The sequence below is a fragment of the Vibrio rhizosphaerae genome (assembly GCF_024347095.1).
Classification (GTDB): Bacteria; Pseudomonadota; Gammaproteobacteria; order Enterobacterales; family Vibrionaceae; genus Vibrio; species Vibrio rhizosphaerae.
Map to the genome: position 1 here is coordinate 2,988,562 of NZ_AP024903.1, position 24,907 is coordinate 3,013,468.

The following is a 24,907-nucleotide window of genomic DNA, read 5'->3' on the forward strand; positions in this document are numbered from 1 at the left end:
CATTTTTAGTTCAACTGATGCTGATCATCCGAATCAAACTCAATTTAACAGGATAACACAACTAGATGTCAGACTTTCCTCGTTCGTTGCTAGCTGCTTCGATCTGTGCAGCACTTTTTATCCCATATAGTTATGCAGAAACAGCTCCGCAAAGCAATACGGTCACTATCGGTCAGTGCCGTGCCGGAGACATCGAACCAACCAACCAGAATGAACAGCCCATTAATGTTGAAGCGGATAAGCTCGAAGCCGTTAATGGTGATAAAGCAACATACGTTGGTAATGTCGTCGTCGTTCAGGGTAAAAAGCGGATGAGTGCTGATACCGTCACCCTGCATCAGAAAGATAACATTGTGGTTGCACAGGGGAATGTCAAGTTCGACGATGGTGAAGTTCAAGCTGTTTCTGAACGGGCAACCAATAATCTCAACACCGATCAGCTGACGCTGGAAAAGACCAATTACCACTTTCTCTGCCAGCCAGGCCGTGGGGATGCCGTGTATGTCGCCAAAACCGGTCAGGCGATGTATGAGATAGAAGATGGTTCGATCACATCCTGCCCCGACGGAGATAATGCCTGGCGTTTAAAAGCATCCAGTATTTCGATTGACCAGAATGAAGAAACCGCAACATTTTATAATCCCCGTATGGAAGTGCTGGGGGTTCCCCTGCTCTATTTGCCACTCTTGAGTGTACCGATCGGGGATACGCGGAAAACCGGATTTCTGTATCCGACCTTTTCTTTCGGTTCAAAAAACGGATTTCAGTTGAATGTCCCAATTTACTGGAACCTAGCCCCCAACTATGATTTGCAGACCGATCTGAAATACATGGAAAACCGGGGAACCCAACTAAACAGTCATTTTCGCTATTTAAATGCTTTCGGAAGTGGCGATATCAATTATGAATACTTACCGGATGATAAGAAATATCCGGAAAAAGATGACCGTTGGGGATTCCAACTCACTCACAACGGCATTTATGATCAATCCTGGGCACTCGCAATCAATTACGCCGAAGTCAGCGATATCGATTATTTTTCAGATCTAGGCTCAGAAATTGGCACCCGACAGGATGGTCAGTTAACCCAAGAAGCAAGTGTCAGTTACCGTTCAACCAACTGGGATCTGTCTCTGCTTACCCGGGATTTCCAAATTCTGACGAAAACGGGGAATCAACCTTACAAATTAATGCCTCAGGTGGCTTTTAACTACTATGCACCAGAACTAATGCGTTATCTTGATTTTGACCTGATTAGTCATGTGTCAAGATTCGACACCGATGAAAATGGTGCTCCTTCGGCAACCCGCGTTCACGTTGAACCGGGCATCAAAATTCCGTTCGGGGCAACCTGGGGAACCTGGACAACAGAGGCGAGATTACTTTCAACCTATTATCGACAAGATTTAGACGATGTGGATCCATCCAAAGGCTATAAAAAAAATGTATCCCGGGATATACCTGAGTTTCGCTCAAACCTCGGTCTGATTCTTGAGCGGGATACCGTTGTTTTAGATGGCTACACACAGACGCTCGAACCACAGGTACAGTACCTTTATATTCCCAAGCGAGATCAGAGCGACATCGCCCGTTATGATACAACGTTATTACAGACCGACTACTACGGTCTGTTCCGCAGTCGTAAATATGGTAGCGTCGACTTTATCGCCCCGGCAAACCAAATTAGCTATGGTGCGGCCTCTCGCTTTTTCGACGACCAATATAAAGAACGTTTAAATATCGCGTTCGGACAAATATTGTATCTGGATAAAGGTCTGAAGGAGAACTCGAATCGTTCAACCACGGAAAACTCAGATTATTCAGCCTGGGCTGTAGAAATGGATTTCAACTATGACGACGCGTGGTTCTATCATGGCGGGATCCAATATGATGTGGATACATCTCGAGTTCAATTGTCTAACAGTACCCTTGAGTACCGACATGGTAAAGGTTTTATCCAGACCAACTACCGTTATGTCACCCAAGAATATATCGAGGATACTGTCGGTGACACACTGGACGTCAATTCTCTGACCAAAGATGGCATTTCACAACTTGGTGTCGTGGCGCAATACAATCTCAGTCCGAAATGGCAAACCAAGGCGCTCTACTATTATGATCTCACCACAGACAATCCTTTAGAGTGGCAGGCTAATCTGACATATCTGTCTGACTGTTGGTTTATCGGTCTCACATACAGCCGGGAACTGGATAAATGGACACCGTCATTCCAACAATATCCTGATGCCGAAGCGAGATATGAAAATAACATGAGTATCAATATCGGCATTATTGGGCTGGGAACAAACATGACGCATAACAATGAATTAACGTCAAATGCCATTGGTTATGGACGCCCCTTTATGCTTAATAACTAATTACGCTCAAGAAATCATGCGAATATTCGTACATCAATAGTGACGTTGCCGAACGCATTCATGCTTTGACACCGATTATTTGTAGAACATTATATTTTTGAACCATACATGGCATATAAGATATGCCCAATGAATAGGATTTTCGATGAAACTGTGGCAATACTTTCTAATCACAATCATCAGCCTTTATAGTCTGAACATCAGTGCAACCCCGGTCGAACTGGATCGTATGGCCGTGATTGTCAATGACAGCACGATTTTAACCAGTGATATAGATACAGAGATGAAGCTGTTTAAAGCCAATGCAGCGCAACATCATCAATCACTTCCGCCGGACAATGTTATCCGGGCGCAGGTCATCGATAAGCTCATCTCAGACACGCTCCAAAAACAGGAAGCCGACCGTATCGGGGTAAAAATTGATGACAATCGTTTAAATCAGGCGATTGAAGACATCGCCAAGCAGAATGACCAAACGGTTCAGGAGCTGAGAAAGTCAATCGAACAGGCGGGTGTCAGCTACGGTACTTTCAGAGAAAAAATTCGTGATGAAATCGCTATCTCTGAAGCTCGTAATGCGCTTGTACGCCGTAGAATTAACATTTTACCGGCAGAAGTAGATTCGCTGGCAGATATTCTCAACCAAGAAACGGATACCTCCGTTCAGTACAAAATCAGCCATATTCAACTCCGTATCGATAGTGGTCATGATAAATCTAAAGTCGAAGCACTGGCCAAATCATTAGTCCGCCGGCTTGCTAAAGGCGAAAGTTTCAGAACATTGGCGCTCACCTATTCAAAAGGTCCGAAAGCGCTGGAAGGCGGAGACTGGGGGTGGATGAGAAAAGAAGAAATGCCGACCATTTTCGCCGATCAGATCAAAATGCAAAATAAAGGGACGATTATCGGGCCGTTTCGTAGTGGTGTCGGGCTCCACATTTTGAAAATTGATGATGTGAAAGGGTTACAAACTGTATCTGTCACTGAGATTAATGCACGTCACATTTTGCTCAAAACCTCAATTATTTTAAGTGATGACGGTGCGAAAAAAGAGCTGAACTCTTTTATTCAGAAAATTCATAACAAAGAGGCAACGTTTGGCGAACTTGCTGAACAATACAGCCAAGATCCGGGCTCAGCATCACAGCAAGGTGAACTCGGCTATCAGTCACCGGATATTTATGTTCCGGAATTTAAACACCAGATTGAAACGCTACCGGTCGGCCAAATCAGCAAACCATTTAAAACGGTGCATGGCTGGCATATTGTCGAAGTCATGGGGCGTCGCCAAGTGGATAAAACCGATGCCGCTCAGAAAAATAAAGCATATCGAATTTTGTTTAATCGCAAGTTTAATGAAGAATCCAGCACCTGGATCCAAGAGCTAAAAGCAAGTGCCTTTATTGAACGACTCAAGGATGATGCGAATGACGATTAAGCGTATTGTAGTCACCGCCGGAGAACCGGCGGGAATTGGCCCGGATTTGGTGCTGGCATTGTCTCAGGAAGACTGGTCACACCAAATCGTGGTCTGTGCAGATAAATCCCTGTTACAACAGCGCGCAACCCAACTGGGGATCAATGTTAAACTCAATGATTATGATCCAACCCAACCGCCGGTGGCTCAAAAAGCCGGCTCACTGGTAGTAGATCATATCTCACTGGCAAGCCCGGTTGTCGCAGGACAGCTCGATGAAGCCAATAGTCGCTATGTTCTGCAAACGCTGGAGCGAGCGACCGAAGGATGCCTGAGTGATGAATTCGACGCAGTCGTAACCGGCCCGGTGCACAAAGGGATCATCAATCGTTCCGGGGTTGCCTTCAGCGGACATACCGAATTTTTTGCCGAAAAATCAAATACACCATTGGTGGTGATGATGCTTGCGACCGAAGGCCTTCGGGTTGCTTTGGTGACAACTCACATTCCACTCGCTTATGTTTCCAAAGCCGTTACGACCGAACGTCTTCAAAGCATTATCCGGATTCTCCATCACGATCTGAAAGAGAAGTTTGCAATTGACGACCCGCATATTTACGTGTGTGGACTGAACCCGCATGCCGGTGAAGACGGATGCTTAGGCACTGAAGAGATTGACACGATCACTCCGACGCTCAACCAGTTGAGAGATGAAGAGAATATGCGCCTCACCGGCCCTTTGCCAGCGGATACAATATTTCATGACAAGTACCTCGAGCAAGCTGATACAATTTTAGGTATGTATCATGATCAGGTGCTTCCTGTACTAAAATATAAAGGGTTCAGCCGCTCGGTTAATATCACGCTGGGGCTGCCTTTTATCCGTACTTCGGTCGATCATGGTACCGCCTTGGATCTTGCAGGGACAGGAACCGCCGATACCGGCAGTTTGAAAACGGCTTTACAACAAGCTATCGAATTAGTAAATAAAAGAACAAAGTAATTAATGATGATAAAAAATGATGTCCACTTAGGGCACAAAGCCCGAAAACGCTTCGGTCAAAACTTCCTCAATGATCCTTATATCATTGATGGAATTGTGGCGGCGATCAACCCGAAGCCCGGACAAAATCTGGTTGAAATTGGCCCCGGTCTGGGAGCATTGACAGAACCCGTCGGAAAAGAAGTCGATAAACTCACCGTCGTCGAACTGGATCGTGACTTAGCCGAACGGCTGAAAAATCATCCTGACTTAAAAGACAAACTATCAATCTACGAAGCAGATGCACTGCGGTTTGATTTTAGCCAATTAGTGCAATCTCAAAACAAATTGCGCGTGTTTGGTAACTTACCATACAACATCTCAACGCCGTTGATGTTTCACCTGTTTGAATTTCAAAATCAAATTCAGGATATGCACTTCATGCTACAAAAGGAAGTGGTCAACCGACTTGCAGCAGGGCCCGGAACAAAAGCCTACGGACGCCTGACAGTGATGACTCAGTATTACTGTAAGGTCATACCGGTTCTGGAAGTGCCACCAGAGTCGTTTGTTCCGCCACCGAAAGTGGATTCAGCGGTCGTCCGACTTGTCCCACATCAGGAACTACCTTATCCTGCAACCAATCTCAAATGGCTCGACCGTGTCTGCCGGGAAGGGTTTAATCAGCGGCGTAAAACAGTGCGTAACTGTTACAAGTCACTGCTCGACGTTTCTGTCTTAGAAGAGCTAGGTATCAATCCGGCTAGCCGTCCGGAAAATCTATCCCTCAGTCAATTTGTCGCGATGGCAAACTGGCTGGACAGCAACAGCAATAGCTAGCTGCATGATTGCCGCGGTACCATCCGCGGCACGGCCAAGTAAGGAGGTTATATGGATATATCCAAGCCATGCATTAAAGTGCAAGTTCATACCAAATATATCCCTGAACAATCACTCCCGGAACAAGACCGATATATTTTTGCGTATGTGATTACGGTGAAGAATCTCAGTCAGGAGACCGTACAACTGATCGGCCGCAGATGGCTCATTACGGATGCCAATGGGAAACAGATGTCCGTAGAAGGAGATGGCGTCGTCGGTGAACAACCGTTTATCGCTTCCAATGACGAATATACCTATACCAGTGGTACAGCCCTCGAAACCCCGGTTGGCGTCATGCAAGGACAGTACATCATGCATGATAGTGAGGGAAAAGAGTTTACTGCTGAAATTGATCCGTTCCGTCTCCACGTACCACATATTCTCAACTAAGCATTTAAAACGCATTGTTTTAAACCAAGAGGGCGATTGAATTGGCAAATTATATTGTTGGCGATCTGCAAGGCTGTCTGGACGAACTCGAACAACTGCTTTCCCAAGTGGATTTCAACCCCCGGCATGATCAATTGTGGGTTGCCGGAGATCTGGTCGCCAGAGGGCCGAAATCACTGGAAACACTACGCTATATTAAAGCACTGGGGACATCCGCCAAGACCGTCTTAGGCAATCATGATCTCCATCTCTTGTCGATTGCTCTGGGTATTCATCCTCTCAAAAAGAAAGATCGCACCGAGGCTATTTTTCAGGCACCAGACAGAGACGAGCTGCTTGGATGGCTCAGGTGCCAACCCCTCTTACAAGAGCATGACGAATTTGTTGTCTGTCACGCCGGTATTTCTCCGCAATGGGATCTGCCAACCGCACGTCAGGCAGCCCGGGAAGTAGAATCACTGCTCCAAAGTGAACAGTGGCCATGGATTATCGAACATATGTATTCGAACATGCCCGATCAGTGGCATGATTCATTATCCGGTCTCGAGCGCTATCGCTATATTATCAACGCATTTACCCGAATGCGTTTCTGCACGCCTGATGGTGCGCTGGATATGGCGTGTAAGTTACCGCCGTCAGAAGTCGATCCCAAACAACTACGCCCCTGGTTTGATCTGCCAAGAGCGATCCCTATCGAGAAACGTATTATTTTTGGTCACTGGGCGGCGTTAGAAGGCTGTGTCAGAAAAGATGTTATTGGACTGGATACAGGCTGTGTCTGGGGCGGCGCGTTAACGATGATCCGCTGGGAGGATCAGCAGCTTTTTAGTCAACCTGCAATGACTGAAACTCAGGTAGGCTAACCTAACCCGCCGGAAACAGCCTCTGAAACCCGCTTAGCCTTGCTTTTGCTCCAGTATCACGAATGACATGTCATAGGCATTTTTTTCATCTTGATGGTACGCTTCCCGATAAGCCTCATGCCATTCAGGCCCGATTTCAGGGAAGCAAGTATCCCCGTCAATTTCAGCCTGAATATAAGTGAGATACAATCGTGAAGCCATTGGTAAACTCGACTGGTAAATACTTCCCCCGCCAATGATCATGACTTCATCAGCCTGAGCCGCAAGCGCCAAGGCATTCTCAAGGGAGTCCGCTACATCAACCCCAGCCGCCCCAAACTGAGGATTACGGGTGATGACGATATTTTGTCGTCCGGGAAGCGCCTTACCAATCGATTCAAAAGTTTTTCTACCCATGATAATGGGTTTACCCAATGTGCAACGTTTAAACCAGGCAAAATCTGCAGGCAAATGCCAAGGCATCTGATTTTCTTTACCAATCACTCGGTTATTTGCCATCGCTGCAATCATACTGATAATCATAGAAATACTGCCATCACTTCAAAAAATCAGCTGTTATTCTATCGGGATTCGTATTTCAAGCAATCTAAACAACGGGCTTTCTCCGATAAAATAATAACCCGGGCACCGCCAAACCAACCGCTAAGCCAGCAATAATAAACATCGCCTTCAGAAAATTTTCCATCAACACTGAAAATAAATCCGGTGTAAAACCGAGATGATTAATTTCAACCATGGCAATCATGGCGCGATAAGTAAAGACACCGGGAACCATCGGAATTAATGCAGCAACGGTAAAGACTTTAGGATGAGCCAAAAATCGATGGGACCAGTGAACACCGATCATCCCAACCAGCGTTGCAGCAAAAAAAGTTCCCCACTCTATCGGCATGCCATATTTCATTAACAGAAAACGGCAGCCGTGGCCAATGGCTCCCCCCAACGCACAATACTTCAATGCCGGTGCTGGTACGTTAAAGACCAATGCAAAACCAACCGCGGGAATTGACGCAAAAAACATGTCATTCAACAATCCCAGTAATAACGTCATGATCATTTCTATATTCATCATTACCACCCCGAAACACCGGTCACAAACATTGCCGCAATGATCCCTAAACAAGTTGAAAGGGTCAGGAGCGATGCAATCATGAAGCGGGCGATCCCCGTGTTAGCATACCCCTTCAACATATCAGCCACTGAATTAATCAGCGGGAACCCCGGAACAAGCATTAACACCGAACAAGCCATCACTAACGTCGGGTTATTACCCCATTGATAACTAACGGCTTGTGCTGAAATTAAAGAAGTGACAAATGCCGTGGCGGCAAAATTAAGCAGCGGGTTGAAATGTCGATGCGCAATTTCCTGTCTCACAAACATACCAACAGAAGAAGCAACGAAAGTGGCAGCAAAGATGGTCCAGTCTCCACCTGCGAGACGACTAAATGCCGCACAAGAGAATCCAATCATCACAAGCACCAACCAACGATTATACCGCTGTGGCGTGATCCGATTTAGTTTTTGTTGCGCAAGCTGATAATCAACAATACCTTTTTCCATCATGATACAAATACGTTGAATATCAGTCACAACCTTCATGTTGATCCCTCGATCCTGACAGCGACGTGCCGTCGTAATACAGTGCGCGTGATAAACGGTGGTTACCACCAGTGAATTCGCCGTCAGAGCAACTTCGACTTCATCCATGTGACTGGCTATCCCCATTCGTCTCATGATATCCGCAACTAAAGTGCTCTCTGCACCATGAGCTAACAGCATCTGTCCCGCCTGAGCAATCAAGCGAGAGACGGCTCTCTGTTTCGATGTCATGATTCCATTCCTAATCTAATCCATTCGTCAATCGCATACAAAACTCAGAGTTTGCCCGAAAATTGTATATTGAAAAATGATTTAGACAAAAAAAACCGCAATAAAAATCGCGGTTTAAAAAATTAAATGCATTGATTAGTCCCGAACGTAGATCACATGACCGTCGTCATCGTCATCGTCATCCCAATCTTCATCGTCCCATTCTTCTGTAATCACATCTGAACTATTCATCGCCGACTGGTGGTAGTCATCCCACATAAATTCGACTTTTTCTTCTTCAGTGCGTTCTGACGTTTCTTTTGGCAAAGATTCCATAAAGTCAGCCAGCTTCATACAGAGTTCACGCGTCCCCTGCTTATTAATGGCAGAGATCCGAAAATATTCATCTTCCCATTCCAGCTCATCCAGTACAGACTGAATAATCTGATCAGCTTCATCTTCAGGGAGTAGATCAACTTTGTTAAATACCAACCAACGCGGCTTTTGTGACAACTTGTCATTGTATTGGCTCAATTCATCAACAATGATTCTGGCGTTTTCAGCCGGATCACTTTGATCAACCGGCAACAAATCGATCATATGCAGCAATACCCGACAGCGCTCGAGATGTTTCAGGAATCGAATCCCCAGCCCGGCACCATCCGCAGCGCCTTCGATCAGCCCCGGAATATCGGCAACAACAAAACTCTTTTCAGGGACAACACTCACGACCCCAAGACTAGGAATCAGAGTCGTAAACGGATAATCTGCCACCTTCGGTTTCGCAGCCGAGACGGCACGAATGAACGTCGATTTACCGGCATTGGGTAAACCCAGCATGCCAACGTCAGCCAGCAGGAGCAGCTCTAAACGAATCTCCCGTACTTCACCTTTCGTTCCCATGGTTTTCTGTCTCGGGGCACGATTGACTGAAGACTTGAAACGGGTATTCCCTAAGCCGTGCCAGCCACCTTTGGCAACCATCAGCTTTTTACCATGCTCAGCGACTTCACCAATCACTTCATTGGTATGGATATCGACAGCACGAGTCCCGACAGGTACACGAAGCACTTTGTCTTTACCACGTTTCCCCGTACAGTTTCCGCCACGTCCATTTTCACCACGTTCGGCGTCATAGAAGCGCTGAAAGCGGTAATCAATCAGTGTATTTAAGTTCTCATCAGCAAGGATATAAATATCCCCACCATCACCGCCGTCGCCACCATCAGGGCCACCTTTCGTGACGAATTTCTCACGCCAGAAGCTGACAATGCCATTGCCACCATCACCCGCCTGAACCTTTACGACAGCTTCATCAACGAATTTCATTTTTCACTCCGCATGATTTGCGTTGCAATATTACCCGGATACCATTGCTATAAACTTTAGCAGAACTCCAAGCAAATCATTTATAACATTCTTTAAGCGGATCGCCTTGGATCCATACAGACTCTAAATAAACAAAAAACCCCACCAAATGGCAGGGCTTTTAAATTCATCAGGAAACTAAAATTATTCAGCTTCGATACTAACGAACTTACGGTTTTTAGAACCTTTTACTTCAAATTTCACTTTACCGTCAGATAAAGCGAAAAGCGTATGGTCTTTACCGATACCTACGTTAGTTCCAGCATGGAATTTTGTTCCACGTTGGCGAACGATGATGTTACCTGCCAATACAGATTCACCACCAAAACGTTTTACACCAAGACGTTTACTTTCTGAATCGCGGCCGTTACGAGTAGAACCACCAGCTTTTTTGTGTGCCATTGTTAAACTCTCCTACTTAAGCGTTGATAGCAGTGATTTTCACTTCTGTGAACCACTGGCGATGACCTTGTTGCTTGCGAGAATGCTTACGACGACGGAACTTAACGATTTTTACTTTATCGCCACGACCGTGTTGTACAACTTCTGCAGTTACTTTTCCGCCATCAACAAGAGGCGCACCAACAGTGATTTCTTCACCGTTAGCAACCAGAAGAACTTTATCAAATTCAACAGTTGCGCCAGTTTCAACGTCTAATTTCTCTAAACGAAGTGTTTGACCTTCGCTTACTCGGTGTTGTTTACCACCAGACTGGAAAACAGCGTACATATTTTACTCCGCTCTTTCCGCACAGCCATCCTACTATTTGAGTAATTTTGGGTGTGCGCTAAACTAATCATCAATAGGGCGCAGATTCTACGCGAATGCCGTTTTTAAAACAAGCGCTATTTTTAAAAAATTGGCGAAAAACAACTCATCGGACAAAACTCTCTCGAGCCAAGCATTATAGCATGTATTCATCCCTATTTTTTAGTGTATTATGGACGGATTCAAAGAATATGACTTCCTTACAAATATTGAACTTCAGCCGGATTTACAATGGATTTTAAAGCTATCCAAGCACTCACTGCCGATGATATGGCAAAAGTGAATGAGACCATTCTTGCCCAACTCAATTCTGATGTTTCATTGATCAATCAGCTTGGCTTTTACCTCATCAATAGTGGCGGTAAACGCCTTCGTCCCCTGCTGGCTGTACTCTCGGCCCGCGCTCTGGGATATACCGGTGATGCGCATACCAAAGCGGCAGCGTTTATTGAGTTCATACACACAGCGACATTACTTCACGACGATGTGGTCGATGAGTCTGATATGAGACGGGGTAAGGCCACAGCTAACGCAACGTTTGGCAATGCTGCCAGTGTATTGGTCGGTGACTACATTTATACGCGTTCATTCCAAATGATGACCCAACTCGGCTCATTCCGGGTATTAGAACTGATGAGTCATGCCGTTAATGTTATTGCTGAAGGTGAAGTTCAGCAGTTGATCAACTGCAATGATCCGGATATCACCGAAGACAATTATATGCAGGTGATCTATTCCAAAACCGCCCGTTTGTTTGAAGCAGCGACTCAGATTGGTGCGATCCTTAGCGATGCCGGCTCAGATATAGAAAAAGCACTTCAGGATTATGGACGCTATCTGGGGACAGCCTTTCAACTGATTGATGATTTGATGGATTACACATCAGATGGTGACGAAATGGGCAAGAATGTCGGGGATGATCTTGCAGAAGGCAAACCCACGATCCCATTGCTGCATGCGATGCGTACCGGAAATCCCGAGCAAGTTCAGATGATCCGGGATGCAATCGAAAAATCAAATGGTCTGGATCACCTTGAAGCAATCCTTGAGATTCTGGAACAAACCGGCTCTCTCACTTACACCCAGCAGAAAGCTCAGGAAGAGGCTGACAAAGCGATTCAGGCACTGAGTATCATTCCTGACAGTGAATACAAAGAAGCGTTGATTTCACTGGCGAACCTCGCCGTTCACCGAACCAAATAGAACGTTCAACGATTGTAAAAAAAGCTGGCGAAGCCAGCTTTTTTATTCAGACCGATATCTCGGATGATGATCATTATGACGCGAAATCAACACCCAGTTGAATGTCGCCATTCAATGTATCCAACATACCTTCCAGTGCTTGTTGTTCAAACGAACTCAATTCACCATAACTCAGTACTTCTTCGATACCATTTTTGCCTAATCTGACGGGTTGAGCAAAGAAAGGCGCATGTCCGCCATCGCTTTCAATATAAGCGCATTCAATAACATTCGCTTCGCCCTGAAGTGCTTTCACCAGAGACAGACCAAAACGGCAAGCAGCCTGCCCCATCGATAATGTTGCACTACCGCCACCGGCTTTGGCTTCCACCACTTCCGTCCCTGCGTTTTGAATACGATGTGTTAAAGCAGCCACTTCTTCATCAGAGAAAGTGACATCTTTGACCTGAGAGAGCAAAGGCAGAATAGTCACACCAGAATGCCCGCCAATGACAGGGACATTAACATCCAGTGGATTTTTTCCTTTTAATTCACTGACGAATGTTTCTGAGCGGATCACATCCAGCGTCGTGATACCAAACAACTTACGCTTATTATAAACACCCGCTTTTTTCAGCACTTCAGCAGCAATCGGAACCGTTGTATTGACAGGATTGGTAATGATCCCAACACATGCTTCAGGACAAACAACTGCAATTTTTTCAGCCAGCGATTTGACGATCCCGGCATTCACATTAAACAGATCCGAGCGATCCATCCCCGGTTTACGAGCGACCCCAGCAGAAATCAGCACTACATCCGCACCTTCAAGCGCTGGTGTAGGATCTTCTCCTGAGTAGCCATTGATTGAAACAGGCGTAGGAATGTGACTGAGATCTTTTGCCACACCGGGTGTCACCGGTGCGATATCGTAAAGGGCAAGATCAGAACCAGCAGGTAGATGATTCTTCAATAACAGAGCAAGGGCCTGACCGATACCACCAGCGGCACCAATAACAGCGACTTTCATTTGTAATTCTCCTTGAGCGTTCTTTCGATATTTCTTTTGTAGGGTAATTATGCAACTGGAAAAGCTATAGCAATTACAACTTGATTACAATTGACTCGCGCTAGCTTTGCGAAGTGACGCAAGAACCAGTATGGAGCATTCGCCTGAGCAAGCGTTACCCACAATTTTCTTATCGTTTATACAATACGTTATGCTTTATATATCCATTTATACCAAATCACTTACAACTGATTCTTGACACAGACTTTTAAATCAGTTGGAGCATTGTGCATAACTATGCGAAAATATTCAAAGGATACATGAGGGATACGTCACCTTGTGTAGTAAATTTTGATAACCATGGGGTCCATGCCACTCATTGGCACAAGGCCTTTGCTAAGTAAATTATGAAAAACGTAGATAAACAAGATCTGTTAGTTCGCTCATTTAAAGCGTTACTGAAAGAAGAACGTTTTGGCTCTCAAAGTGATATTGTCGAAGCGCTACGCAGTGAAGGATTTGAGAACATCAACCAATCCAAAGTCTCTCGGATGTTAACAAAATTCGGCGCAGTCCGGACTCGCAACGCCAAAATGGAAATGGTGTACTGTCTGCCGGCTGAATTGGGCGTTCCCACCGTCTCGAGTTCTTTGCGCGAACTTGTGCTGGATATCGATTATAATCCGGCCTTAGTCGTTATTCATACAGGTCCCGGTGCCGCACAACTGATTGCCCGCTTATTGGATTCACTCGGTAAATCTGAAGGCATTCTTGGCGTTGTCGCCGGAGACGATACCATTTTTATTACCCCGACCCGTCAAATTTCTGTTGAAGAGTTACACCATTCTGTGTGCGAACTTTTTGAGTATTTCGGATAATTTTTGCAGCATAAAACACTAGTGATAAAAAGAACAATATCCGGTTTGCAGAAGCCTGAATTGTGATTAACATCACACCTTTGACATCTCTAGTGTTTGATTTTTCTCATATTTAACCTATTGATTCAACAGACCAATTCTTTCACTGCTTACCAAACATTTCTCTGATATTTTTATCATATGTATAATTTTCATTAACAATATTGCAATTCTGTGCCAATTTTTTGATATTATCGGCCCACTTTTCGAGGCATTGAAAAGTTGCTGTTTCTTCAATAGGAACCCTCTTCAGTCTATATTCACTGAGAGACAACAAGCAAAAAGGAAGGAATATTCATGGTATTGAATAAAATTATGAAACTTAGCGCGATTGCAGCTGCTGCTATCGGTGCCAGCACAGTCGTCCAGGCGCAAGAATTCATTACGATAGGAACAGGATCGGTCACCGGTGTATATTACCCAACAGGTGGTGCCATCTGTAAACTCGTGAATAAAGATCGCAAGGAACACGATATTCGTTGCTCCGTTGAATCAACGGGTGGCTCCATTTATAACGTCAATACAATTCGTTCCGGCGAACTTGATTTTGGTATCGTGCAGTCTGATTGGCAGTATCACGGCTACAACGGAACCAGTAAATTTGCCGAACAAGGTCCTTACAAGAAACTACGCGCAATGTTCTCTCTTCATACAGAACCATTTAACGTCATTGCCCGTAGCGACGCCCACATCAATAATATCAAAGATTTAAAAGGCAAACGTGTCAACATCGGTAACCCCGGTTCCGGTGATCGTGCCACGATGCAAGTGATCATGGATAAAATGGGCTGGACAACAGATAGCTTTAAACTCACGTCTGAGTTGAAAGGTTCAGAGCGTTCTCAAGCGCTGTGTGATAATAAAATTGATGCGTTTATCTACGTTGTCGGTCACCCGAATGGTTCGATTAAAGAAGCAACCACATCGTGTGATGCGAAACTTGTCCCTGTAACCGGTCCGGAAATTGATAAGATCGTAGCAGAAAACCCTTACTATACTTATACCGATGTCCCCGCCGGGATGTATCGGGGAACCGATCAGGACGTAAAAAGCTTCGGTGTCGCGGCAACACTGGTTACCAGTGCGGATGTCCCCGATAAAGTTGCTTATAACGTTGCCAAAGCTGTATTTGAAAACTTTGACACATTCAAAAGACTTCATCCGGCATTTGCTCACCTGAAAAAAGAAGACATGGTCAAAGCCGGGATTTCGATTCCGCTCCATCCGGGTGCAGTCAAATATTATAAAGAAGTTGGCTTAATCAAATAAAAAACTCCTCAAGCTAACACGCTGATAAATGATGAGGAGGCCAAACGCCTCCTCATTTTGTATTTTGGTATTGCATCAATCACTTATTTTAATTTCGCAATATCTTTTTTCTGACTTTCCGCAAGTGTGAAAGTCATGGTGTAACTTCATCAATTAGACCATCAATAATAAGGATAACGTACATGACGCAGGCAAATGTGCAGGACATGGTGGCACAGGCAGATACAGGTGCTCGCAATCCCAAGGGCCTTGCAGGCCGGATTCTCTGGGTTGTTCCGGTCTGTTGGTCCCTCTTCCAGCTTTGGTATGCATCCCCGCTGCCATTCATTTTTGATTTTGGCGTTCTCAACGACACACAGGCGCGTTCAATTCATCTGATGTTTGCAATCTTCCTTGCATTCACCGCCTATCCGGCTATGAAGAATTCATCCCGGGATCATATTCCCCTGATTGACTGGATCCTGGCATTGCTGGGAAGCTTCTCCGCCGCTTATATTTACCTTTTCTATGAAGCACTGGCCGGACGTTCCGGGGCACCGACAACCGTTGACGTGGTTGTCTCAGTCATCGGTATGGTGCTGCTTCTTGAAGCCACACGCCGGGCTTTAGGGCCACCACTCATGATGGTGGCAATGGTATTTCTCGCATATACCTTCGCCGGCCCCTATATGCCGGATGTCATTGCACACAAAGGCGCAAGTTTAAATAAAGCAATGTCTCACCTCTGGCTTACCACCGAAGGGGTCTTCGGCGTTGCTTTAGGCGTTTCCACTTCATTTGTATTTCTGTTTGTGTTGTTCGGTGCGATGCTCGAAAGAGCTGGTGCCGGTGCCTACTTCATCAAAGTCGCATTCTCGTTGCTGGGACACATGCGGGGCGGGCCGGCTAAAGCCGCAGTTGTTGCTTCCGGATTATCCGGACTGGTTTCCGGCTCTTCGATTGCCAATGTCGTCACCACCGGAACATTTACCATTCCGTTGATGAAACGCGTTGGCTTTCCGGGCACCAAAGCCGGCGCTGTCGAAGTCGCCGCGTCAACCAATGGTCAGCTGACACCACCGATCATGGGTGCAGCCGCTTTCCTGATGGTCGAGTATGTCGGCATTTCTTATGTGGAAGTGATCAAAGCCGCGGCGCTGCCAGCGATCATCTCTTATATCGCCCTGATTTATATTGTCCATCTCGAAGCCTGTAAAGCTGGTATGGAAGGACTACCGCGGCGTAAAACCGTCACCCTGCTGCAGAGTGTGCTGTCTTTTACCGGCACCATTCTGGCACTCGGTGCCATCAGCGCCATTGTCTATTACGGCGTCGGCTGGACTAAAGATGCCTTTGGCTCAGCGGCAACACCGATCGTGACCCTCGCGCTACTTGCCGCCTATATTGGTTTGGTCAAAATATCGTCTCGCCATATGGATCAGACTGTTGATATCAATGAAGAACTCAACGAAGTCCCCGAACCCGGCCCGACCCTCAAATCAGGTCTGCACTTCCTGCTGCCGATTGTGGTTTTGGTGTGGTGTTTGACCGTTGAACGCTTCTCTCCGGGACTATCGGCTTTCTGGGCTACCGTGTTTATGATCTTCATTTTGCTGACCCAGCGTCCTTTAATGGCCTTCATGAACAAAACCGATGATATCGCCACACAAGCCAAAGCCGGTTTGGATGATTTCTTTGAAAGTCTGGCCAGCGGTGCGCGCAATATGATTGGTATTGGCGTCGCAACAGCGGCGGCGGGAACGGTCGTTGGCGTGGTCACTTTAACCGGGATCGGACTGGTCATGACTGACTTTGTTGAGTTCATTTCCGGTGGCAGCGTGATCATGATGTTGATCTTCACGGCGGTGATCAGTCTGGTGCTGGGAATGGGGCTACCGACCACGGCAAACTATATTGTGGTCTCAACGCTGATGGCGCCAGTCATTGTAACGCTCGGGGCACAACACGGTTTGATCATTCCTTTGATCGCAGTTCACCTGTTTGTGTTCTATTTCGGGATTCTGGCGGATGATACGCCGCCGGTGGGGCTAGCCGCTTTCGCTGCCGCTGCCATTGCCAAATCCGACCCGATCCGTACCGGTATTCAGGGCTTTACCTATGATATCCGGACGGCCATCTTACCGTTCATGTTCGTCTTCAATACCCAACTGCTATTGATTGGGATTGATACTTGGTGGCATTTAATGCTAACCATTTTCTCAGCGATTACCGCCATGCTGCTATTCTCTGCAGCAACGCAGGGCTGGTGGTTTACCAAAAATAAATGGTGGGAAACCGTGTTACTGCTCGTCCTGACATTCTCGTTCTTCCGGCCGGGATTTTGGTGGGACATGATCTATCCTGAACATGAAATGTATCCGGGCACTGATATTTATCAGATCACGGACAAACTCCATCCCGGTGAAGCACTGGAGTTGGTTGTCTCAGGCGACAAAATGAATGGCGAACATGTCACTAAAACAGTGCGGCTGCCATTCGATGAGCGCGCCAAAACAGCCGAAGAACGGGTCAGCTCGATGGGCTTGATGTTGACCGAGAAAGGAAAAGAAATGAACGTCGATATGGTTGAGTTCGGGAGTCCGGCAGAAGCGTCCGGGATTGATTTTGACTGGAAGATTGACTCAATCATTGTCGAATCTGAACGTCCGATGAAAGAATGGGTATTCATTCCGGCACTCTTGCTCACATTATTATTGATCTGGAATCAAAAACGTCGGATCAGATCATCAAAATAGATGCCAAATCAATATGCCTGACACCGGTCAGGCATATAATGGCCCCGATTCTGGCTAGAGAGGTGATATACCCATGTACAAACATATTCTTGTACCTGTTGATTTAAATGAACAAGGCTTTGCCGATAAAGCGGTAGAAATCGCGGTCTGGCATGCCAAGCATTCCAATGCGGAAATCCATTTGCTCAATGTGCTGCCCGGCATTCACATGTCAATGGTTTCAACCTATTTCCCTAAAGATGCAGCAGCCAAGATGAAAGCGGACGTCAGAGCACAGCTCAAAGCTTTTGCGGAAGCGCATATTGATGAAGAAGTGGTCTACCACCTCCATATCGCTGAAGGCAAACCGTACAGCACGATTTTGGATTATGCCGAAAAACTGGGCAGTGATCTGATTATCATGCCAAGCCACAAACGCTCCAGAATTGATAAGGTGGTCTTGGGCTCAGTCGCCAGTAAAGTGGTACAGAACTCTCCCATTCACGTCTTGGTTGTCAAACCTCAAGAGTACTAATCTCAACATCATTAAACAAAAGAATACACCAAAGGTGCCGATTCAGAACCGGCACCTTTTTCAATGGCTGATGGGTTGAACAGTGATGTGACCGTTACAGTGGAAAGTGAGTCACACAGATCCCTTCACTTAAACCGATTTGGCAGCTTTCTTCCTGCCCGTCCAGTTGAACGGTTAATCGATATAAATCCTGTGGATCCGGATGTTCGGGATTAAAATAACGTGGTGCCTCAACCTGAAAAACAGCACTGGCCAGATGACTTCGCATATCAATCGGAATCTGATAACTCATCCCGTCAAATTTAATCACGGCTGACACCAGCCCGGGTTTTAACATTTCAAAATAGATATGCACCAACAGTTCACAGCCACCACCGTGATGCCAGACCTGTTCCGTTGTCAAATGGGTCAATCTGACGTGGCGGATGCACTGTAAATAGGGTTCCCGCCAGATACCGACGCGTGAGTCATAATGACGAACGGGCTCTTTTCCCAGAAAACAGAGCGGATGTGGTACATCATCATCAAGTAAAAGATCATCATCCGGTTCGAGGAATAAAATCTCAAACCGGTTCCGACCGGGTTGAAGTAATGATTTGATATCTTTGCGATAAACAGATGACAATCCATCACAGTCAAACAGTGCAACCCCGTTGAGGCGAACTTCAGCATGGTGATCAATGCCCTCCAGAACTAAATCAATACCGGCATAACTCAATAGATCATCATCGACTTCAATGTCATGCATGAGGTGCCATTCTTGTGCTGCAATCTCCGTTTCAGACAGCGTCACCGGAAGAACATCACTCAGCGGTGCGGGAAAACAGATATCGTCCTGGGGAACGGTGAGATCAGTCAGCGGAGACAGCTGCCAGTAACCTGCTAATGAGTATTTCATGTGCCACAATTTGTTCTGGATCAATTTTTACATTGTCCCAGAGTCACGACGATTTTGAAAGAATCAAATCCCGGTCCATAAAAAAAGCCGCTCAGCAGCGGCTAAATGAATCAACGGCAAAGAACGTCATCAGGTACCGAGCAATCATTTATTTACGGGTATAAAATGCACGTTTCAAAGCAAGTTCAACCCCGCGAATCTCGGCCAGTCCTTTCAAACGACCGATACAGGAATAGCCCGGATTAGTTTGCTTTTTCAAATCATCAATCATCTGATGGCCATGGTCAGGGCGCATCGGAATACGGCGCTCGTCCCCTTGCATTTCGCGTCGGTATTCTTCTTTCAGCAGCGCATTAATCACGTTGTACATGTCCACATCACCATCTAAATGTGCGGCTTCATGGAAACTCATCGGATTGCCCTCCTCACGTAAGGTTGAGCGTAAGTGAGTGAAATAAATCCGGTCACCATAGGTTTCGATCATCCGTACCAGATCATTGTCTCCGCGAACCCCATAAGAGCCGGTACACATGGTGATTCCATTCATCGGGCTTGGCACCGCCGTCGTCAGCGCTTCAATATCTTCAATGGTGGACACAATCCGGGGTAAACCAAGGATCGGACGCGGCGGATCATCGGGATGGACAGCAAGCTTCAGACCATACTGCTCACAAGTTGGTATCAATGCCTGAAGGAATAACACCATGTGTTCACGCAGTTTTTCTCTGTCAATGCCTTGATAGGTGTCAAGACGCGCCTGAAACTCTTCTAACGTATATCCTTCTTCAGCACCGGGTAAACCGGCGATAATATTCGCGGTTAATTTCTCAATTTGTGCCTGAGACATCTGTTCGAAACGGGCTTTTGCCTCAACTTGCTCCGCAGCGGTGTAATCAGCCTCTGCCCCCGGACGTTTAAGAATGAACAGTTCAAATGCTGCAAATTCAATCTGATCAAAACGCAGTGCTTTCGACCCGTCAGGTAACTGATACTCCAGATCGGTACGTGTCCAGTCAAGAACCGGCATAAAGTTATAGCACACCGTATCGATGCCGCATTCAGCAAGGTTAATCAGTGACTGTTTGTAATTTTCAATCCACTGTTCATAGCGACCGGTACGCGTCTTGATCTCTTCATGGACCGGGACACTTTCAACAACAGACCAGTTAAACCCTTTCTGTTCCAACAGCGCTTTGCGCTTGAGGATCTCCTCTTTACACCAGACTTCACCATTCGGAATATGATGCAATGCGGTTACAATTCCCGTGGCGCCTGCTTGTTTAATATCATCTAAAGACACAGGATCGCTTGGGCCGTACCAACGCCAAGTTTGTTCCATAATTTGTTTCCCAGTTGTTCGTTTTTTAGTGATTCATTTTTTCGTGATTGACTGTTGAGCCATGTAGTATCAAGGCAGCATGGCTCTACCAAGCATTAGCGAAACAGATAACCGTCAAATAACGGATCATCCATATCGGATAATTGAAACAACGTCTGCTTTACATTTTCGATATGCTGCCACATCGCTTGTCTGGCACCGTCCGGATCCCGCTTTTGTAATGCCAGTAAGATCCGCTCGTGATCCTCCAGCCATTGACAACGGTAAGTATTGCTCTTAATACGTGAATGCAGTTGCTGCCACATGGGACTATCATTGCGCCGCTCCCACAAGTCGTGAATGATGTCACTCAGGACACTATTTTGAGAGGCTTCAGCGATCGTCAGGTGGAATAGCCGATCATATTCGTAATCCTCGGTATCATTTTCCAGACTGACGCGCTCTTGATCCAGATAGTAACGCAGACGCGAAATATCATTCTTGGTAACGTTGGATGCCGAAAAACTTGCAATCTGACTTTCCAGCACTTGTCGTGCCTGTAACAATTCAAACGGACCGACATCGCTACTGCGATTTAACGCTGGCTCCTGCTCTTGTAATGTGTCCGGCAGTTTAATGACATAAACCCCTGATCCTTTACGGACTTCAACCAACCCTTGCAGTTCTAACATGATAATGGCTTCGCGAACGACGGAACGACTCACGTCAAGCTCCTCAGCGATCTCCCGTTCAGGCGGCAGCCGATCGCCGAGACCGAATTCTCCGGACGCAATCCGTTTTTGTAATCCAAGGCCGATTTTCTGATAAAGACGCTGTGGATCAATCATATCAACACGAACACTCAAGTTGGTTTGAATACCCATATGCTCTCGCTTAGTTCACTTCCGTTAGTATGGGGTACAGGTATTGTTGGATCTGGATGCAACGATATCGCATGCTAAAGATCGGTTGACCAATATAGATTGGTCAACCATTGGTGGTCTGGCTTAATCGGCTGCCAGTGCATCAATTTCTTTCACGTATTTTGCAATCGCTTGATTCTGCAATGCTTCATCATGCATGGGTTTAACCGCATCGATAAACGGCTGCTTCTCAACCTTCACGAAAGAAACACCCATTGCTGATTTCGCTTTTTCTTGCGCCTCGGCAATCATTTTGGTCCACAGATCTTTGTGGTACATCATTGACTCTTTCGCTGCTTTACGAATAGCAACTTGTTGATCCGGTGTGAGTTTATTCCAGGATTCTTCACTGATAACCAATACATCCGGAATCATGGTATGTTCATCCATGCTGAAAAATTTCGCGACTTCACCATGACGAGAGTTGGTCAGCGCCGTTTCGTTGTTTTCAGCACCATCAACCACGCCTTGTTGCAGGGCTGTGTACAATTCACCATAAGCCAACGGTGTGGGTGAACCGCCCATGAGTTTAATCATGTTGACGGCTGTAGGGCTCGGTTGAACGCGGATTTTCATGCCTTTCAGATCAGCAGGCGACTTGATCGGTTTCTTCGCGTAGAAGCTGCGAGCACCGCCATCATAGTAAGTTAACCCAATGAATCCCTTTCCTTTTGATGCATTTAAGATATCGTCACCAACCTTGCCGGTCAGGACGCGATAAAAGTGGTCGCGATCATGGAAAATGTAAGGGATGTTAAATGCGCCATAGGCTGGCTCAAATGATTCCAGCTCACTCGCATTGGATTTAGCGATATCCAAAGCACCATTTTGCAGCAGCTCCATCGACTCACGTTGGGTCCCTAACTGGCCGTTCGGATAGATACGAATTTTCACCTCACCGTGCGTGTACTCTTTCACTTTTTCTGCCATATATTGCATCGATTTATGGACCGGGTGATTTCTATCTTGGTTATGGCTCAGTTTTAGAATGGTGGTCGCTGATGCCGTAAAAGAAATTGAAGCAGCCGCCACACAGGCCATCAGGGTAGACAGCGTTTTTTTATTCAACCGCATAATGTTCTCCATTTTAGAGTGATGTTATTTTCATGCGTTATCTTTCAGATTATCGGATGAGCAATCCATGTCTTATTCATCTCATCTTCAGTAGGTCACTATTAAGTTAGCTGCCAATGCAGACCAATTTCAATAAAAAACTTTATATTGGTTGACCAACTTCATAAAAAACGACCACAACTGTTCAGACCAAATGTTAATGAGAGTTCGATCACAGGCTGTTTTTGTATGGCATGCTCTAATGCCAAGCGATTTTAAGGAAAATAATTACCCCCTACATGCTTATATAACAAAAATTGGTTTACCAGGAGTCATTATGGACAAGTTAATAGGCGTCATTAACCGAGGGCTGTCGCTGTTTTGCATCGGCTTATCCAGCGTCCTCGTGATTTGCGTCGTCTGGCAAGTTTTCTCTCGGTATGTGTTGAACACACCCAGTACAACCACAGACGAGCTTGCTCGCTTTCTTTTTATATGGGTCGGCCTGATGGGAGCCGCATATACCTTGGGGCAAAAACGCCATTTAGCCATTGAATTACTTGAACAACTTTTAGAGAACAAACCGGCTAAGCTCAGTATTCTTCGTCTTGTCATTAATGCAATTAGCCTGATTTTTGTCAGCGTGATCATGGTTTACGGGGGAGGAAAGCTGATGCTACACGTGCTGGAAACCGGTCAGGTATCACCGGCACTCAACCTCGAAATGGGATACGTTTACGCGGCGATTCCCCTCAGCGGCATCTTCATGTTGATTTATCTGTCAACGGACTTTTTGACCAACCTGAGAACCCTGATGTGCAGTAAGTCACATAAAGTGGATTCTGTGGCTAACCAATTAAAATAGGAACTGACTCATGGATTGGCAAATTATCATTGTTCTGTTTGGTACCTTCTTTATTTTTTTGGGATTAGGAGTCCCGATTTCATTTGGTATTGCAATTTCATCACTGCTGACCGTGATGCTTTCGCTCCCTTTTGATGCCGCGATTGCGGTCATTTCACAAAAACTGGCTTCAGGTCTGGACAGCTTCTCTCTGTTAGCGATTCCGTTCTTCATTCTGGCCGGGAATATCATGAATCAGGGCGGCATTGCGCTGCGGCTGATTAATTTTGCCAAAGTATTGGGCGGTCAGTTACCGGGTTCATTAGCCCACGTCAATGTACTCGCCAATATGATGTTTGGCTCGATTTCAGGTTCAGCGGTCGCCTCTGCGGCGGCGGTCGGTGGCACCATGTCTCCACTGCAAAAGAAAGAGGGCTATGACCCGGCGTATTCCGCAGCCGTCAATATTACCTCCTGCCCGACCGGATTACTGATTCCGCCCAGTAACACCTTTATCGTTTACTCATTAATTTCCGGCGGAACATCGATTGGCGCCTTGTTTCTCGCAGGTTACATCCCCGGCCTGATCATGGGGTTAGGTCTCATGATTGTCGCGGCAATTATTGCGAAAAAACGCAACTATCCGGTCTCCGAAAAACCCAGCGGGCGAATGGTACTGCAAAGAACACTTGATGCCCTGCCAAGCCTTGGTCTGATTGTCATCATTATGGGCGGCATTATCGGCGGTATTTTTACCGCGACGGAAGCTTCTGCCATTGCAGTGGTTTATACGCTGTTGCTGGCGGTGGTGTTCTATCGTGAAGTCACCCTGAGACAAATTCCGGCGATTATTTTGGAGTCGGTGATCACCACCTCGATTGTACTGCTCTTGATCGGTGCCTCAATGGGGATGTCCTGGGCGATGGCCAATGCTGATATCCCTTACATGATCAGTGATGCACTGATGAATGTATCCGAAAATCCGATGGTCGTCCTGCTGATTATCAACCTGATTCTGTTAATCGTCGGGGTCTTTATGGATATGACCCCGGCCCTGTTGATTTTCACCCCGATCTTTCTGCCGATTGCGATGGATCTCGGCATGGATCCGGTTCACTTCGGGATCATGATGACATTTAACCTCTGTATCGGTATCTGTACACCACCGGTCGGTAGTGCCCTATTCATCGGTTGCTCGGTAGGGAAAGTGAAAATCGATAAAGTCATCAAACCGTTGCTGCCTTTCTATGCCGTTTTAGTGCTTGCGCTGATGCTGGTCACCTATATTCCGGAAATCAGTTTAGCGCTGCCCCAAGCCTTCCTCGGCTATTAATCTCGCTTGTATTCTTAGGAGCGGACATATTCTTGGGGGCGAACTGTGAGG

The 24,907-nt window shown here is 46.2% G+C and carries 24 protein-coding genes; 13 read left to right on the plus strand and 11 right to left on the minus strand.

Going from position 1 to position 24,907, the window contains the following annotated elements; all coding sequences use genetic code 11:
• Positions 1-65 precede the first annotated feature (65 nt).
• The 6 genes from lptD (at position 66) to apaH (ending at position 6,912) form a co-directional block, all read left to right on the plus strand.
• Entirely contained in the window at positions 66-2,378 is a 2,313-nt protein-coding gene (gene lptD / locus OCV37_RS13060; RefSeq protein ID WP_038185653.1) for an LPS assembly protein LptD, read from the plus strand.
• 145 nt (positions 2,379-2,523) lie between these two features.
• On the plus strand, positions 2,524-3,816 hold the full coding sequence (surA, locus tag OCV37_RS13065) for a peptidylprolyl isomerase SurA (RefSeq protein ID WP_038185655.1): 1,293 nt from the start codon (positions 2,524-2,526) through the stop codon (positions 3,814-3,816).
• Positions 3,797-4,798, plus strand: a complete 1,002-nt coding sequence (gene pdxA, locus OCV37_RS13070; RefSeq protein ID WP_211252105.1) for a 4-hydroxythreonine-4-phosphate dehydrogenase PdxA — start codon at positions 3,797-3,799, stop codon at positions 4,796-4,798. Before surA ends, pdxA begins: the two co-directional genes overlap by 20 nt.
• A gap of 3 nt (positions 4,799-4,801) precedes the next feature.
• Positions 4,802-5,617 (plus strand): 16S rRNA (adenine(1518)-N(6)/adenine(1519)-N(6))-dimethyltransferase RsmA, encoded by an 816-nt coding sequence (gene rsmA / locus OCV37_RS13075; protein WP_157635094.1) that lies wholly within the window; start codon positions 4,802-4,804, stop codon positions 5,615-5,617.
• A gap of 51 nt (positions 5,618-5,668) precedes the next feature.
• Positions 5,669-6,049 (plus strand): Co2+/Mg2+ efflux protein ApaG, encoded by a 381-nt coding sequence (gene apaG, locus OCV37_RS13080; RefSeq protein ID WP_038185659.1) that lies wholly within the window; start codon positions 5,669-5,671, stop codon positions 6,047-6,049.
• A gap of 41 nt (positions 6,050-6,090) precedes the next feature.
• A complete protein-coding gene (apaH, locus tag OCV37_RS13085) occupies positions 6,091-6,912 on the plus strand; it encodes a bis(5'-nucleosyl)-tetraphosphatase (symmetrical) ApaH (RefSeq protein WP_038185661.1) in 822 nt (273 codons plus the stop codon).
• A gap of 33 nt (positions 6,913-6,945) precedes the next feature.
• Here apaH and folA read toward each other — a convergent pair whose 3' ends face one another.
• From folA to rplU, 6 genes are all read right to left on the minus strand, one after another.
• Positions 6,946-7,434 (minus strand): type 3 dihydrofolate reductase, encoded by a 489-nt coding sequence (gene folA / locus OCV37_RS13090; RefSeq protein ID WP_038185663.1) that lies wholly within the window; start codon positions 7,432-7,434, stop codon positions 6,946-6,948.
• A gap of 64 nt (positions 7,435-7,498) precedes the next feature.
• Positions 7,499-7,984 (minus strand): threonine/serine exporter family protein, encoded by a 486-nt coding sequence (locus tag OCV37_RS13095; RefSeq protein ID WP_051116187.1) that lies wholly within the window; start codon positions 7,982-7,984, stop codon positions 7,499-7,501.
• Entirely contained in the window at positions 7,984-8,745 is a 762-nt protein-coding gene (locus OCV37_RS13100; protein ID WP_038185665.1) for a threonine/serine exporter family protein, read from the minus strand. The genes OCV37_RS13095 and OCV37_RS13100 overlap by 1 nt, the downstream gene beginning before the upstream one ends.
• A gap of 135 nt (positions 8,746-8,880) precedes the next feature.
• The gene (cgtA, locus tag OCV37_RS13105) at positions 8,881-10,053 is read right to left on the minus strand and encodes an Obg family GTPase CgtA (RefSeq protein WP_038185668.1); all 1,173 of its coding nucleotides are present in this window, start codon (positions 10,051-10,053) and stop codon (positions 8,881-8,883) included.
• 183 nt (positions 10,054-10,236) lie between these two features.
• Entirely contained in the window at positions 10,237-10,494 is a 258-nt protein-coding gene (gene rpmA / locus OCV37_RS13110) for a 50S ribosomal protein L27 (RefSeq protein ID WP_021019784.1), read from the minus strand.
• Between the two features lie 16 nt (positions 10,495-10,510).
• Complete coding sequence (gene rplU / locus OCV37_RS13115) at positions 10,511-10,822, minus strand: 50S ribosomal protein L21 (protein ID WP_021019783.1); 312 nt, start codon at positions 10,820-10,822, stop codon at positions 10,511-10,513.
• A gap of 270 nt (positions 10,823-11,092) precedes the next feature.
• Here rplU and ispB point away from each other — a divergent pair, with 270 nt between their 5' ends.
• A complete protein-coding gene (ispB, locus tag OCV37_RS13120; protein ID WP_038185671.1) occupies positions 11,093-12,064 on the plus strand; it encodes an octaprenyl diphosphate synthase in 972 nt (323 codons plus the stop codon).
• A 73-nt stretch (positions 12,065-12,137) separates the two neighbouring features.
• On the opposite strand, the gene mdh is transcribed toward ispB, so the two are convergent.
• Positions 12,138-13,073 carry a malate dehydrogenase gene (mdh, locus tag OCV37_RS13125; RefSeq protein WP_038185673.1) on the minus strand — a complete coding sequence of 312 codons (936 nt, stop codon included), beginning with the start codon at positions 13,071-13,073 and terminating at the stop codon, positions 12,138-12,140.
• A 386-nt stretch (positions 13,074-13,459) separates the two neighbouring features.
• Here mdh and argR point away from each other — a divergent pair, with 386 nt between their 5' ends.
• The 4 genes from argR (at position 13,460) to OCV37_RS13145 (ending at position 18,487) form a co-directional block, all read left to right on the plus strand.
• Complete coding sequence (gene argR, locus OCV37_RS13130) at positions 13,460-13,930, plus strand: transcriptional regulator ArgR (RefSeq protein WP_021019780.1); 471 nt, start codon at positions 13,460-13,462, stop codon at positions 13,928-13,930.
• A gap of 336 nt (positions 13,931-14,266) precedes the next feature.
• A complete protein-coding gene (locus OCV37_RS13135; protein WP_038185675.1) occupies positions 14,267-15,238 on the plus strand; it encodes a TAXI family TRAP transporter solute-binding subunit in 972 nt (323 codons plus the stop codon).
• Positions 15,239-15,420: 182 nt separating this feature from the next.
• Positions 15,421-17,973, plus strand: coding sequence for a TRAP transporter permease (locus OCV37_RS13140; protein WP_038185678.1), 2,553 nt, complete (start codon positions 15,421-15,423; stop codon positions 17,971-17,973).
• Between the two features lie 73 nt (positions 17,974-18,046).
• Positions 18,047-18,487, plus strand: coding sequence for a universal stress protein (locus OCV37_RS13145; RefSeq protein WP_038185681.1), 441 nt, complete (start codon positions 18,047-18,049; stop codon positions 18,485-18,487).
• 94 nt (positions 18,488-18,581) lie between these two features.
• Here OCV37_RS13145 and OCV37_RS13150 read toward each other — a convergent pair whose 3' ends face one another.
• The 4 genes from OCV37_RS13150 to OCV37_RS13165 all read right to left on the minus strand — a co-directional run bounded on the left by OCV37_RS13150 (position 18,582) and on the right by OCV37_RS13165 (position 22,700).
• Positions 18,582-19,385, minus strand: coding sequence for a glycosyl hydrolase 2 galactose-binding domain-containing protein (locus tag OCV37_RS13150; protein WP_038185683.1), 804 nt, complete (start codon positions 19,383-19,385; stop codon positions 18,582-18,584).
• 148 nt (positions 19,386-19,533) lie between these two features.
• Positions 19,534-20,724 (minus strand): mannonate dehydratase, encoded by a 1,191-nt coding sequence (gene uxuA, locus OCV37_RS13155; protein ID WP_038185687.1) that lies wholly within the window; start codon positions 20,722-20,724, stop codon positions 19,534-19,536.
• Positions 20,725-20,819: 95 nt separating this feature from the next.
• Complete coding sequence (locus tag OCV37_RS13160; protein ID WP_157635095.1) at positions 20,820-21,587, minus strand: FCD domain-containing protein; 768 nt, start codon at positions 21,585-21,587, stop codon at positions 20,820-20,822.
• A 123-nt stretch (positions 21,588-21,710) separates the two neighbouring features.
• Positions 21,711-22,700: a TRAP transporter substrate-binding protein gene (locus OCV37_RS13165; protein ID WP_038185689.1), complete on the minus strand. Its 990-nt coding sequence runs from the start codon at positions 22,698-22,700 to the stop codon at positions 21,711-21,713.
• 316 nt (positions 22,701-23,016) lie between these two features.
• Here OCV37_RS13165 and OCV37_RS13170 point away from each other — a divergent pair, with 316 nt between their 5' ends.
• Complete coding sequence (locus OCV37_RS13170; RefSeq protein ID WP_038185692.1) at positions 23,017-23,544, plus strand: TRAP transporter small permease; 528 nt, start codon at positions 23,017-23,019, stop codon at positions 23,542-23,544.
• Between the two features lie 10 nt (positions 23,545-23,554).
• Entirely contained in the window at positions 23,555-24,856 is a 1,302-nt protein-coding gene (locus OCV37_RS13175) for a TRAP transporter large permease (RefSeq protein WP_038185694.1), read from the plus strand.
• Positions 24,857-24,907: the final 51 nt, after the last annotated feature.